The sequence below is a fragment of the Vreelandella venusta genome (genome assembly GCF_015689495.1).
Lineage (GTDB): Bacteria > Pseudomonadota > Gammaproteobacteria > Pseudomonadales > Halomonadaceae > Vreelandella > Vreelandella venusta.
Genome location: NZ_CP065135.1, coordinates 2,867,653 through 2,880,799, shown reverse-complemented (window position 1 = coordinate 2,880,799; position 13,147 = coordinate 2,867,653). Strand labels below are relative to the sequence as shown.

12 protein-coding genes are annotated in these 13,147 nt (G+C 51.0%); all 12 read left to right on the top strand.

What is annotated here, in order from left to right; genetic code table 11:
* Positions 1 to 48 precede the first annotated feature (48 nt).
* The 12 genes from IR195_RS13705 to IR195_RS13650 all read left to right on the top strand — a co-directional run bounded on the left by IR195_RS13705 (position 49) and on the right by IR195_RS13650 (position 13,106).
* A complete protein-coding gene (locus IR195_RS13705; protein WP_125749882.1) occupies positions 49 to 474 on the top strand; it encodes a DVU3141 family protein in 426 nt (141 codons plus the stop codon).
* A complete protein-coding gene (locus IR195_RS13700) occupies positions 474 to 2,195 on the top strand; it encodes a polysaccharide biosynthesis/export family protein (RefSeq protein WP_125749879.1) in 1,722 nt (573 codons plus the stop codon). Before IR195_RS13705 ends, IR195_RS13700 begins: the two co-directional genes overlap by 1 nt.
* A 91-nt stretch (positions 2,196 to 2,286) precedes the next feature.
* Entirely contained in the window at positions 2,287 to 3,096 is an 810-nt protein-coding gene (locus IR195_RS13695; RefSeq protein ID WP_206047844.1) for an ABC transporter permease, read from the top strand.
* 3 nt (positions 3,097 to 3,099) lie between these two features.
* Positions 3,100 to 4,194: a KpsE/RkpR family capsule polysaccharide export protein gene (locus IR195_RS13690; protein ID WP_206047843.1), complete on the top strand. Its 1,095-nt coding sequence runs from the start codon at positions 3,100 to 3,102 to the stop codon at positions 4,192 to 4,194.
* A gap of 232 nt (positions 4,195 to 4,426) precedes the next feature.
* Positions 4,427 to 5,839 carry an MBL fold metallo-hydrolase RNA specificity domain-containing protein gene (locus IR195_RS13685; protein ID WP_206047842.1) on the top strand — a complete coding sequence of 471 codons (1,413 nt, stop codon included), beginning with the start codon at positions 4,427 to 4,429 and terminating at the stop codon, positions 5,837 to 5,839.
* Positions 5,840 to 5,972: 133 nt separating this feature from the next.
* A complete protein-coding gene (locus IR195_RS13680; RefSeq protein ID WP_146945363.1) occupies positions 5,973 to 6,854 on the top strand; it encodes an ABC transporter ATP-binding protein in 882 nt (293 codons plus the stop codon).
* A gap of 48 nt (positions 6,855 to 6,902) precedes the next feature.
* Positions 6,903 to 7,964: a dTDP-glucose 4,6-dehydratase gene (rfbB, locus tag IR195_RS13675; protein WP_146945362.1), complete on the top strand. Its 1,062-nt coding sequence runs from the start codon at positions 6,903 to 6,905 to the stop codon at positions 7,962 to 7,964.
* Positions 7,965 to 8,094: 130 nt separating this feature from the next.
* On the top strand, positions 8,095 to 9,009 hold the full coding sequence (rfbD, locus tag IR195_RS13670) for a dTDP-4-dehydrorhamnose reductase (protein WP_206047841.1): 915 nt from the start codon (positions 8,095 to 8,097) through the stop codon (positions 9,007 to 9,009).
* 12 nt (positions 9,010 to 9,021) lie between these two features.
* Complete coding sequence (locus IR195_RS13665; protein WP_206047840.1) at positions 9,022 to 9,312, top strand: GIY-YIG nuclease family protein; 291 nt, start codon at positions 9,022 to 9,024, stop codon at positions 9,310 to 9,312.
* A gap of 905 nt (positions 9,313 to 10,217) precedes the next feature.
* Complete coding sequence (rfbA, locus tag IR195_RS13660) at positions 10,218 to 11,114, top strand: glucose-1-phosphate thymidylyltransferase RfbA (protein ID WP_206047839.1); 897 nt, start codon at positions 10,218 to 10,220, stop codon at positions 11,112 to 11,114.
* A gap of 82 nt (positions 11,115 to 11,196) precedes the next feature.
* Entirely contained in the window at positions 11,197 to 11,742 is a 546-nt protein-coding gene (gene rfbC, locus IR195_RS13655; protein ID WP_206047838.1) for a dTDP-4-dehydrorhamnose 3,5-epimerase, read from the top strand.
* A 41-nt stretch (positions 11,743 to 11,783) separates the two neighbouring features.
* Positions 11,784 to 13,106 (top strand): UDP-glucose dehydrogenase family protein, encoded by a 1,323-nt coding sequence (locus IR195_RS13650; RefSeq protein ID WP_206047837.1) that lies wholly within the window; start codon positions 11,784 to 11,786, stop codon positions 13,104 to 13,106.
* Positions 13,107 to 13,147 lie beyond the last annotated feature (41 nt).

Below are 13,147 nucleotides of genomic sequence, written 5' to 3'. Positions count from 1 at the left end.
CCCGTTAAAATCCCTGGGCGGTAGCGTGCCTCTTCATTGGAAAATATTATGCCAAATACCCCATTTTTGTTAACGAGGCCAGCTCGCATGCTGTTGGCCGCGTTAAGCGTTGCTGTCGTTAGTGGCTGCGCTACCTATCCTAATAGTACGCAGCAGCAGGCACAGTATGTGTTGAATACTGACTCAGCTAAATTGCTGGGTGATGACAACCTCAATGGCTTTTTATCCCAAGCGCCTGCAGGGGCAGTAATGAACTTGGTGTACAGCCCATGGGGCGATAACGTCGAAATCATTGCAGATGCCCCATACCTCGCAGCCAGTGGGAGAGAGTGTCGGCGGCTGCGGGTGGTAGAATCAGGAAGTGGCGCCGCCGGTACGGCACTCACCTGCGAGACTCCTAATGGTTGGGTTAATCAGCGAGTGCTGAGCCCAAGCACTTCGGCTACATCCACTGCAGCACAAGGGCGCTACTAATGAACGCTATTCGTCTTCTTAAACGGCTTTCGTTTAAACGCCCTGTTGCCGTTGCTTCTTTGGTAATCGGCAGTGCCGTAAGCACAGCGGGCTGGGCACAGAGCATTAGTCTACCCAATACTATTCTGCCGGAAGAGCAAGCTGGCGAACAGCAAGAGCAGGTAGATGATACGCCCCGTGCCGATTGGCGCAGTGGCACTTATGGCCCGGTTAGCGCAGCGCCGCAAAACCCCGATGCGTTACCGCCATTCGGGGCTAACCTGTTTAGCGGTGGGTTCCGCGGCGCGATGGGCGACGGCCTAAATGCCAGCTACCAAGTAAAGCCCGGCGATCAAGTGACCGTGCGCGCCTGGGGGGCATTTGAATTTGACCGTGTGCTACCGGTAGATGCCCAAGGCAATATCTTTATTCCTGGCTCAGGCCCATTAAACGTAGAGGGCCAGAATAGCCAGCAAGTAGATAGCAGCGTGCGTGGTGCTATTACGTCGGTTTATCCAGAAAACGTACAGGTCTATACCAACGTACAAGGTGTTCAACCCGTTGCTGTTTTCGTGACTGGCTATGTTGAAAATCCGGGCCGCTTCGCAGGCACACCGAACGACTCTGTTCTATATTTTCTCGATCAAGCCGGCGGCATCGACCAAGACCTTGGCAGTTACCGGCAAATTCGCGTAATGCGTAATGATCGTACGGTTGCCACTGTGGATCTCTATGATTTCCTTATCAATGGCTCTATTGCCCGCCCGCAGTTTAAAGATGGCGACACCATCGTGGTCGAAGAGCGTGGCCCCGCGATTGCGGTGGGCGGTGATGTACACCGTGAGCACCGCTATGAATTGCTGGGTAACCAGTTAAGTGGTGCCGAGTTAGTTGATTTGGCGCGCTTAAGAAGTGGTGTTTCCCATGTGCTGCTGCGTGGTAATCGGGAAGAGGGGCCCATCGCTCAATACTTCCCAATTGATAAGTTCTACAGTCAAACCATTCGTAGTGGCGATGAAGTCTTGTTCAGCGCTGACAAGCGCAGTGAGACTATTGTGGTGGAAATAGAAGGTAGTTACTACGGGCCTTCACGTTACGCTTTACCCCGTGACGCTCGCTTAAGCGAACTGCTAGATGCTATCCCCGTGCCGGAAAACATGACAGCGGTGGAAAGTGTTTCGCTTCAGCGCGAAAGTGTTAGGCAGCAGCAACAGCAATCCATGGAAGATAGCTTGCGCCGCTTAGAAACTACCTACCTCGGCGCTGAATCCAGCACCAATGAAGAAGCGAAAATTCGTGCCCAAGAGGCCGAGCTGATCCAAAACTTCATTGAGCGTGCCCGCGAGCTAGAGCCTAGTGGCCGTTTGGTAGTCGCCTACAACGATCAGATTTCTGATATTCGCCTGCAGGACGGCGATGTTATCACTATCCCTGAACTGAGCGACTCGATGCTTATCAGCGGCGAAGTGCTCGTGCCTCAGGCTGCTGTTTATCGCCCGGGTATGAACGTGATTGACTACATCGAAAGCGCTGGTGGGTTCACTAACCGCGCCGATGAAGACCACATTTTAGTAGTTCGACAGAACGGCGCGGTGGAAAATGCCCGCAACGTTAACCTACGCCCCGGCGATGAAATTCTGGTCATGCCTGCCGCACCTACCCACAATCTGCAGCTAGCTTCTACGCTGACGCAGATATTGTTCCAAATTGCTGTCGCTACCCGCGTGGCAGTTGATCTGTAAATGGTGAAGAGTGAGGTGTGAGGGGGAAACCGCTAACACCTCACGCCTCACGCCTCACGCCTCACAGTCCCACTTATTTAAAAGTAGAGCTATGGCAAATGTAAAAGGAGCGCCTAAGGGCGCCCGTACGCCTTGGCAAGTCACCCGTAGCGTTTGGTATGCCATGTTCGTGCGTGAGGCGCTGTCACGCACCATGGGCGATCGCATGGGCTGGTTCTGGATGATCTTTGAACCCGTTGCCTTTGTCGGCATTATGGTAGGCATACGTAGTTTCCTCAGTGGTGGTCGGATAATTGCCAATGCTGATTTTATTCCTTGGATGATCGCAGGCTTAATGGGGTTCTTTCTTGTTCGTGAAGGAATGATGCGCGGGATGGGAGCAATTGATGGCAACAAAGCGCTGTTCGCCTATCGCCAAGTGCAACCGATTGACCCGGTTTTAGTGCGTAACTTTCTTGAAGGAACGCTACGTAGCTTGATTTTTCTGATTTTTATTGGCGGTGGATTAATGCTGGGGTTGGATCTTTACCCCGATAATGCGATCCGCGTGATGGCCGCCTGGTTGTCACTTTGGAGTTTGGGGTTAGGTTTAGGGTTGGTCACCTCAGTCGCTGCAACATTGGTGCCTGAAATAGGCATCGTAGTACGTGTGATTTCGTTGCCACTATTAATTATTTCAGGCGTTATTTTGCCGCTAAATAGCTTGCCGCATTGGCTGCTGGAATACTTACTGCTTAATCCTATTCCTCACGGGCTGGAAACACTTCGATTAGGTTTTTTCGAAAACTATGAAGTGGTACACGGAACCAGCATGCTCTATATGTGGCTGTTCACTCTCACTTTAATATCGCTAGGGCTACTGATGCACCTGCGTTTTGTTGATCAGTTAAAGGCAAAATAATTCATGCAAGCTTCCCTAAGTCGATTTGTAAAAGCCTCCCCCCACTGGGCGTTAGCATTTTTAGCTATTCTGCTAGTGTCATTTTATTGGTTTGTATGGGCAGAAGAGCGCTATGTGTCCCGTGCAACGGTAGTGCTAGAAAGTCCTCAGGTTGCCACGCCGGAATTCAGCCTTTCGTCATTGATGGGCGGTGGTGGCAATACCCACGATTTATTGTTACTGCGTGAGCATCTGCTGTCTGTTGATATGTTGCGTTTGCTGGATGAGCAGCTCGATATTCGCCAGCACTATAGCGAACACGGCGATATTTTTGCCAAACTGCGCAACCCTGACGTGCCCATTGAAGATCTACATAAATACTATCTGCGTCGGGTAGAAGTAGAGCTGGATGAGTATGCCGGTGTTCTGAATATTTACGTTCAGGGCTACACGCCTGAATTCTCCAGAGATATGGCTGCACTGCTGTTAGAAGCTGGTGAAAACCACATGAATGAGATGGGCCACCGTTTAGCAGATGAGCAGGTTCGTTTCCTAGAGCAGCAAATGATTCGCTTGGAAGATCGCTTTCGTGAAACCCGTTCGGAGCTCCTAGAGTTTCAAAACGAGTATGGCTTAGTATCGCCAACCTCAACGGTGGAAAGCATTAACCAAGTAGTCGCGACGCTAGAAGGCGATTTAGCTCGCTTACAGGCGCAACGCAATGCATTAGCAAGCTTTCAAAGCGCGCAATCCGCCGAGCTGCGCCAAATAGAGCGCAGCATCACCGCGTTACGTGATCAAATCGCTGAGCAGCGCGACCGCTTAGCACAGGCAACCGGTGATTCGCTAAACCGCGTATCAGCAGAGTACGAAACGCTAGAGCTTCAAGCTCAGTTTGCTCAGGAAACCTATTCAAGCGCGTTAGCCGCGTTGGAAAACACTCGCTTGGAAGCTGCCCGCCAACTCAAGCAGGTTAGCGTACTGCAAAGCCCGCTACTTCCAGAGTACCCAACCGAACCAAACCGCCTTTATAACAGCAGCGTGTTCGCTATCATCACTATCTTCCTAGCCTTTATCCTCAGCATGATCATAATGATCGTGAAAGACCACAGGGATTAAAGAAAAGGCTTTTTTGTAAGGCGGGTGCGCTGACGCTTACACCGCGCTACAAGATCAATGCACAACGTAGTGCGGTGTAACGAGGTCGCGAGGAACGAGCGAAACCGAGGCACCCGCAACGGCGGCGCAGCCGCCCAAAGGCCTCCAGCCAGCACCACATTGATACCCCGCGGGTGCGCTGACGCTTACACCGCGCTACAAAATCAATGCGCCACCGAAAAAGGAATTTTCGATGCTAGATATCATCCATCATGGTGGTGCAACAGGCGTAACGGGCAGTTGTCACCAGCTAATTCTCAATAGTGAAAACTCACTGTTAGTCGACTGCGGCCTATTCCAAGGTGAAGACGCAGCGCAAGATAGCTTTCAGCAGCTGCAAATTGAATTTGATATCAGCACCGTTAAAGCGCTGATTATTACCCACGTACATATTGACCACGTCGGGCGGCTGCCATACTTGTTGGCAGCGGGTTTTAAAGGCCCGATTATTTGCTCCATTCCGTCGGCAACGCTATTACCGCTGGTTATTGAAGACGCTTTAAAAATCGGTTTCACGCGTAATGCAGAACTGATCCAGCGTTTCCAAGCCCAGCTTGAGTCACAAATTGTCAGCGTGGCTTACGGCAAATGGCACTCGGTTGTGAATGGTTGCGAAAAGGGTAAGCAGGGCATTACTACCCGCATCAAGTTTAAACGAGCAGGGCACATACTCGGTTCCAGCTATGTTGAAGTTGCCCACCAGTATGCTAATGGCAGCAAAGAGCGAGTTGTCTTTAGCGGTGATTTAGGGGCACCCTACGCTCCGCTATTGCCCGCGCCTAAATCACCCTATGGCTGTGACCAGCTAGTTCTCGAAAGCACCTACGGCGACCGCCAGCACGTGGGACGTCGCGAGCGCCGTGCCACGCTTAAAACTGCCATTGAACAAGCCCTGGCTAACGGCGGTACGGTCATGGTGCCCGCCTTCAGCATTGGCCGTACCCAAGAGCTGCTTTACGAGCTGGAGGGCATTATTTATGAAGCCAAACGCAACGCCAAAAACAATCAGTGGCAAGCTATAGAAATTATTGTTGATTCACCGCTTGCTGCACGCTTTACCAACGTATATCGCCAGTTAAAGCCCTACTGGGATAAAGAAGCCCAACGCCGCTTACGCAGTGGCCGCCACCCGCTCAATTTCGAAAATCTCTACACCGTAGAAAGCCACGAAGCCCACGAGCAAACTGTCCAATACCTAGCGAAAACTGGCCGTCCAGCGGTAGTCATTGCCGCCAGTGGCATGTGTGCAGGTGGGCGCATCATGAACTACCTAAAAGCCATGTTAGGCGATGATCGTCACCAGGTGTTGTTTGTGGGATACCAAGGGGCCGGTACGCCAGGACGAGCAATACAGCAATATGGCCCGCAGGGCGGTTGGGTGGAAATTGATGGTCAGCGTATCGACATCAATGCAGGCATTACCACCATTAGCGGCTACTCCGCTCATGCAGACCAAAAAGACCTGCTTAACTTCGTAAAGCGCATGCGCCGCTGGCCTCATACCATACGCCTTGTACACGGCGAAAAAAACGCTAAAAACGCGCTCAAACATGAACTAGAAGCGCTTTATCAGCGCAGCAGCAAACCGCTTGATATCAATTTGTAGTGTGGCTCTCTTACCGCTCGCTACCTATTAAACACTTAAAGAGTCGGTGAAACTAACTTGCCCATAAATTTCCTATTTACTATTCACCATTCACTATTCATGAGTTCACCACTTACTAGTTCACGAATTCAAAATGATTGAAATCAAACACCTCTACAAGCGTTACCACAACCATCATGGTAGCGACTGGGTACTAAAAGACGTCAATTTCACTATCCCTATGGGCGTTAGTGTAGGCTTGATAGGCGCGAACGGAGCAGGTAAATCAACACTTTTACGTCTTATTGCTGGCATGGATACCCCTGAGCGCGGCGAAGTGATTCGCCATAGCCGCGTTTCGTGGCCGGTTGGTCTTTCTGGGGGAATGCAGGGCAACATGACGGGACGCCAAAACGTTAAATTCGTTGCCCGGGTGCAAGGCAGTAACCCCGAAGAGGTCAAACGGGTTATCAAATTCGTAGAAGAGTTCGCAGAAATTGGTCCAGCCTTTGATGAGCCTATTCGGACTTATTCATCGGGCATGAAATCACGTATTTCGTTTGGTTTATCGCTTGCGTTTGATTTTGATGTCTACATTTCCGATGAAGCCACTGCCGTTGGCGATCGCGCATTTAAAGCCAAAGCGAAAGAGCTATTTGAATCGAAAACGGGTCAAGCCTCTTTGATAATGGTTTCCCACTCAGAAGGTATTTTGAAAGACCTCTGCCAAGCAGGTGTTTATCTTAAAAAAGGCAGCGCCTTTTGGTACGACGATATCAACGATGCTATTGCCGCCTATCATGCAGATGTAGACAAAAAGCAACGTCAGTCTGAATTGCCTAGCGATGTGGTAGGGGCTCGTAAATACCTACAAGCCTGCCACGCCGATTTAAAAGCCGCTCAAGAAATTCTGGCTGATGCCAAAGAGCAGGAAGACAAAGAGGCACTCGCGGCTGCTAAAAATGCAGTGAAAGAAGCGAGCAGCAGAGCAAGAGAAGCACGTGAAAACTTAGAGTTACGGCAAAGCACACGCTAGCGTCAGCGCTAATAAGATAGCCAATAAGGCAGTTACTGAGATTGCAGTATGAGTAAAACTTTTTTTATTACCGGTGGAGCGGGCTTCATCGGCTCTGCCGTTATTCGTGAGTTAATCCATAACACCGACAACCATGTCGTGAATGTTGATAAGCTCACCTATGCAGGCAATCTAGAATCGCTGGAAAGTGTCGCCGACAGTGAACGCTACACGTTTGTGCAAGCAGATATTTGTGATGCACCTGCGATGCAGCAGTTGTTTGAACGGCACCAACCCGACGTAGTGATGCACCTAGCTGCAGAAAGCCATGTAGACCGTTCCATCGATGGCCCCGCCGCGTTTATTCAAACCAATGTGGTCGGTACGTCGGTTCTATTAGAAGCTGCCCGTGCTTACTGGAAAAGCTTACAGCAGCAAGAGGCTGCCAAAGCAGAAGCATTCCGTTTTCACCATATCAGTACCGATGAAGTGTATGGCGATCTAGACGGAACCGATGACCTCTTCACCGAAGAAACGTCCTACGCGCCTAGCTCGCCATACTCAGCGAGTAAAGCCAGTTCAGACCATCTGGTTCGTGCCTGGCAGCGCACCTATGGCTTGCCCACACTGATTACCAACTGCTCTAACAACTACGGGCCGTATCACTTCCCCGAAAAGTTAATTCCGTTGATGATTCTAAATGCCTTAGCGGGTAAGCCGTTGCCGGTCTACGGTGATGGCCAGCAAATTCGCGATTGGCTATATGTTGAAGATCACGCTCGCGCCTTGATCAAAGTGGCGACGGAAGGCGAAATCGGCGAAACCTACAATATCGGCGGGCATAACGAAAAAGCTAATCTCACTGTTGTTGAAACACTGTGTGATCTGTTGCAAGAGCTAGTTCCACAAGAGAGCTCATACCGTGAGCTGATCACGTTTGTGACTGATCGCCCAGGCCACGACGTACGTTATGCCATTGATGCTGGCAAAATTGAACGAGAACTCGGCTGGGCACCAGAAGAAACCTTCGAAACCGGCCTGCGCAAAACCGTGCAATGGTATCTCGCCAACGAAACCTGGTGGAAACGCGTGCAAGACGGCAGCTATCAACGGCTGGGCACCAACACGTAGTGCGTGGTAAGCCTACGGCGCACCCGCAACAGGCTTTCGGATTTCGCGGGTGCCTTGGTACCGCTCGTTCCTTGCGGCCTCATTTCGCCGCGCTGCAGGTTGCGCAATCGATTGACGTTAAGGCTTCACTATGAATATCTTCATCACTGGCGGTAACGGCCAAGTAGGCTTTGAATTACAGCGCCAATTTGACCCTTTCGGCACTATCTTGGCCCCGACACGCCAAGAGCTCGACCTAACCAACGCCGAAGCCGTCAATGTTTATCTTGAAAAACACCAGCCTGGGCTGATCCTCAATGCTGCGGCCTACACAGCCGTTGATAAAGCCGAGAGTGAACCAGAGCAGGCAAAGCGTCTAAACGCTAAACTGCCAGCGCAGTTGGCTGATTACGCCGCGATGCAGGGCATTCCCCTGGTGCATTACTCAACGGATTACGTCTACCCAGGCAATGGCGAAAAGCCTTGGCAGGAAGACAGCCTCACTGGCCCGCTAAGTATTTACGGACAAACCAAGCTGGAAGGTGATGACGCCGTCGTTAGTAGCGGCGCCAAGCACCTGATTTTTCGCACGAGTTGGGTATATGCCGCGCGTGGCAATAACTTTATGAAAACCATGCTACGCCTTGGTCGCGAGCGGGAAGCACTGAACATTGTCAGCGATCAAATTGGTGCGCCTACCCCCGCGCGTCTAATCGCCCAAATCACTGCCTTGGCTTGCACCAATCACCACTCGCCATCCACCACTCACCATTCTCTATTCACTATTAACATCCCCCAAGGCATATACCACTTAGCGCCCAGGGGAGAGACAAGTTGGTATGGCTTCGCTAGTGAGATTTTTAAAACAGCCCGTGGGCTAGGGGAAGAGCTTGCTATTGCACCCGAAGGCGTCGCGGGTATTTCCACTGCCGAGTATCCAACACCCGCCAAGCGTCCGTTAAATTCGCGAATGGCGCTAAGCAAGCTTGAAAACTCACTAGGCATCACCATGCCCACCTGGCAAAGCCAGCTGGGGCTGACACTGCGTGAGTATCTGGATCAATAGCCCGGTTGTGCCATGCACAAACAGCCTTGCGTATACATAATGGCCAGCAGAAAACGCGGCACACTTTATATCGGTGTGACCAGTAACTTGGCCCAGCGAGCATGGCAGCACAAGCAGCAGTCGCACGACGGTTTCACAGCAAGGTATGCAATCAATCAACTCGTATACTTTGAACAAGCGAGTGATATAGAGGCGGCTATAAAGCGCGAGAAGCAACTAAAGAAATGGAACAGAGCTTGGAAAATCCAGTTAATCGAGAATCACAACCCACATTGGAAAGACCTCTACCCTGACATACTTTAGCTTGGCTACCAGAACCAAACTGGATTCCCGCTAAGGACATGCGGGAATGACAGAACGTCGGACATGCGGGAATGACGAGGTGTAAGGTGTCATTCCCGAGTGGGGTTATCGGGAATCCACCTTGACCTTACTCGCCGAGGCCGGAGTACTAACATCAAACTGGATTCCCGCTAAGGGCATGCGGGAATGACAGAATGTCGGGCATGCGGGAATGACAGAACGTCGGGCACGCAGGAATGACAGTCAGTAGGCGCCATTCCCGACAAATCACACCCCCGTCATTCCCGAGTGGGGTTATCGGGAATCCACCTTGACCTTACTCGCCGAGGCCGGAGTACTAACATCAAACTGGATTCCCGCTAAGGACATGCGGGAATGACAGAATGTCGGGCATGCGGGAATGACAGAATGTCGGGCATGCGGGAATGACAGAACGTCGGGCACGCAGGAATGACAGTCAGTAGGCGCCATTCCCGACAAACCACACCCCCGTCATTCCCGAGTGGGTTTATCGGGAATCCACCTTGACCTTACTCGCCGAGGCCGGAGTACTAACATCAAACTGGATTCCCGCTAAGGACATGCGGGAATGACAGAATGTCGGGCATGCGGGAATGACAGAACGTGGGGCACGCAGGAATGACAGTCAGTAGGCGCCATTCTCGACAAACCACGTACCCGTCATTCCCGAGTGGGGTTATCGGGAATCCACCTTGCCTTACCCGCTGAGGCTGGGGTACTAACATCAAACTGGATTCCCGCTAAGGGCATGCGGGAATGACAGAACGTCGGGCTCGCGAGCATGGCAGAACGCCGGGCATGCGGGAATGACAGAGCGTCGGGCCACGTTAATGACGAAACGTCGAGCGCGTGGGAACGGCAGAACAAAAGGTTAATGAATGACTATGAGTCAAAGTACACCAAGGAAAGGCATTATTCTTGCCGGTGGCTCCGGTACGCGGTTGCATCCCATTACCCGCGGTGTATCCAAGCAGCTACTGCCTATTTATGATAAGCCGATGATCTACTACCCGATCTCGGTACTCATGCTGGCAGGTATTCGAGAGATCTTAATTATCTCAACGCCGGAAGACTTACCGCAGTATCAAAACTTGCTAGGTACCGGTGAAGACTTCGGTATAAGCCTAAAATACGCAGAGCAGCCAAGCCCAGACGGCCTAGCGCAAGCGTTTATTATTGGCGAAGAATTTATTGGTGATAGCCCGGTGTGCCTAGTGTTAGGTGATAACATCTTCCATGGGCAACACTTCTCCGATCAGCTAAAACGCGCCAGCTCATATACCTCCGGTGCGACGGTGTTTGGTTATCTAGTCAAAGATCCCGAGCGGTTTGGTGTTGTAGAATTTGATGAAAATAGCAACGCTATTTCCATTGAAGAAAAGCCCCGCAAGCCTAAGTCTGCCTACGCGGTGACCGGCCTGTATTTTTACGACAATGATGTGGTGGAAATCGCCAAAAATGTCACCCCTTCCGAGCGAGGCGAGCTAGAAATTACCAGCGTCAACAACGCCTACTTAAAGCGTGGCGATTTACGCGTGGAACGCCTAGGTCGAGGTTTTGCCTGGCTAGACACCGGCACCCACGACAGCTTGCTAGAAGCCAGCCAATACGTACAAACCATAGAGCATCGCCAAGGTCTTAAAATTGCCTGCCTGGAAGAGATCGCCTGGCAGCAGCACTGGATCAGCGATGAACGCCTAGCCGAACTCGCCAAACCACTTGCCAAAACGCAATACGGCCAATACCTGCAGCGCCTACTCAAAACGAAAGGTAATAAGTAAGGGGTGAGTCGTGAGGAGAAAGTAATCTTACCCCTCACGCCTTACATCGAGCTCCTCATCCTTCACCTCTCATGGTTTAGATATGCAATACGAAAAACTCGCCATTCCTGATGTTGTGCTTATTACTCCTCAAGTGTTCGGCGATGAGCGCGGTTTCTTTATGGAGACCTTTCGCCAAAGTGAATTCGAAGATCACTGTGGCCACTACACGTTTGTGCAAGATAACCACAGTAAATCCACTCATGGCATTCTGCGAGGGCTGCACTACCAACACCAGCAACCACAGGGTAAGTTAGTGCGGGTAACCCAAGGAGAGGTCTTCGATGTGGCGGTGGACATGCGCCAAAGCTCACCCACCTATGGCCAGTGGGTAGGCGCAACACTTAGTGAACAAAACAAGCAAATGCTTTGGGTTCCCCCCGGTTTCGCCCACGGTTTTTACGTCACCAGCGAAACGGCTGAGTTTCAGTACAAATGTACCGATTACTACGCCCCTGGGGATGAAGTGTCTATTTTATGGAACGACCCGCAACTGGCTATTCAATGGCCTACCCAAGGCCAGAAGCCCCGGCTTTCGGCAAAAGATGAGCAAGGGCTTGCTTTTAAAGCCGCGCCAGCTTTTGACTAAAAGCGGTGAGCTAACGAACACACTCAAACTGAAGTGAACGAATGAACATAACGGTTTTTGGTACAGGTTACGTAGGGCTCGTTACAGGCACATGCTTAGCAGAAGCTGGTCATCACGTTATATGTGTCGATGTGGATGAGCAAAAAATAGCTCGGTTAAACCAAGGCATCATTCCCATTTATGAACCTGGCCTAGAAGCCATGGTAAGGCATAACGGCGAGGACGGCAGGCTCAAGTTCACCACCGATGCAGCGCAAGCGGTACAATTTGGTACCCTGCAATTTATAGCGGTAGGAACGCCTGCTGATGAAGATGGCAGTGCCGATTTACAATACGTGTTGAATGTAGCCGAAACGATTGCTCAGCATATGAACGGCTACAAAGTTGTTATTGATAAATCGACTGTGCCAGTTGGTACCGCTGAAAAAGTACGCGATACCATTGCAGCAACGCTCAGCAGTTTAGGTAAAGATTACACCTTTGATGTATGTTCCAACCCTGAATTCCTCAAGGAAGGGGCTGCGATAGAAGACTTTACTCGGGGCGCTCGGATTGTGGTGGGTACTGACAGCCCCCACGTAGAAAAGCTAATGCGCGAATGCTATGCACCATACAACCGCAATCATGAAAAAATGCTGTTTATGGATGTGCGCAGTGCCGAGCTGACCAAGTATGCCGCTAACGCCATGCTAGCCACTAAAATCAGCTTTATGAACGAAATAGCGAATCTCGCTGAACGCTTGGGCGCCGACATTGAACAAGTGCGCCAAGGCATAGGTTCCGACCCGCGCATTGGCTACCATTTCATTTACCCCGGCTGCGGTTATGGCGGCTCTTGCTTTCCTAAAGATGTTCAAGCGCTTGCCCGCACCGCTGGGCTAGCAGGCTACTCTGCTGAACTGTTAAAAGCTGTCGAAAGTGTCAATGAACGGCAAAAACAGACGCTGTTCACCAAGCTAAGCAATGCCCTTGATGGGCAGTTGCGCGGCAAAACAATCGCTGTATGGGGACTTGCCTTCAAGCCGAATACTGATGATATGCGAGAAGCACCCAGCCGCGTACTAATGGAAGCATTATGGGAAGCTGGTGCCCAGGTGCGAGCATTCGACCCTAAAGCGATGGAAGAAGCAGCGCGTATCTACGGCAGTCGTGAAGACTTAACGTTATGTAAGCGAATGGAAGATACCGTCATCGACGCAGATGCACTGGTGATTTGTACCGAGTGGCAGCAATTCCGAGCAGTAGACTTAACGTGGTTGGCTAATCAATTGAAAGGCGGTGTAGTCATTGACGGGCGTAATCTTTACAACCCCAAAGAAGCCAAAGCCGTTAATTTACGCTACATATCGGTAGGTCGAGCATAACGCTGCTAAAGAGAGCTGTGATATTGCGCTGTTAATTTTGT

Bases quoted from the DNA above. Each gene is read 5' to 3' on its own strand.
- IR195_RS13705 (WP_125749882.1), top strand. From the start codon at position 49: ATGCCAAATACCCCATTTTTGTTAACGAGGCCAGCTCGCATGCTGTTG.
- IR195_RS13700 (WP_125749879.1), top strand. From the start codon at position 474: ATGAACGCTATTCGTCTTCTTAAACGGCTTTCGTTTAAACGCCCTGTT.
- IR195_RS13695 (WP_206047844.1), top strand. From the start codon at position 2,287: ATGGCAAATGTAAAAGGAGCGCCTAAGGGCGCCCGTACGCCTTGGCAA.
- IR195_RS13690 (WP_206047843.1), top strand. From the start codon at position 3,100: ATGCAAGCTTCCCTAAGTCGATTTGTAAAAGCCTCCCCCCACTGGGCG.
- IR195_RS13685 (WP_206047842.1), top strand. From the start codon at position 4,427: ATGCTAGATATCATCCATCATGGTGGTGCAACAGGCGTAACGGGCAGT.
- IR195_RS13680 (WP_146945363.1), top strand. From the start codon at position 5,973: ATGATTGAAATCAAACACCTCTACAAGCGTTACCACAACCATCATGGT.
- rfbB (WP_146945362.1), top strand. From the start codon at position 6,903: ATGAGTAAAACTTTTTTTATTACCGGTGGAGCGGGCTTCATCGGCTCT.
- rfbD (WP_206047841.1), top strand. From the start codon at position 8,095: ATGAATATCTTCATCACTGGCGGTAACGGCCAAGTAGGCTTTGAATTA.
- IR195_RS13665 (WP_206047840.1), top strand. From the start codon at position 9,022: ATGCACAAACAGCCTTGCGTATACATAATGGCCAGCAGAAAACGCGGC.
- rfbA (WP_206047839.1), top strand. From the start codon at position 10,218: ATGAGTCAAAGTACACCAAGGAAAGGCATTATTCTTGCCGGTGGCTCC.
- rfbC (WP_206047838.1), top strand. From the start codon at position 11,197: ATGCAATACGAAAAACTCGCCATTCCTGATGTTGTGCTTATTACTCCT.
- IR195_RS13650 (WP_206047837.1), top strand. From the start codon at position 11,784: ATGAACATAACGGTTTTTGGTACAGGTTACGTAGGGCTCGTTACAGGC.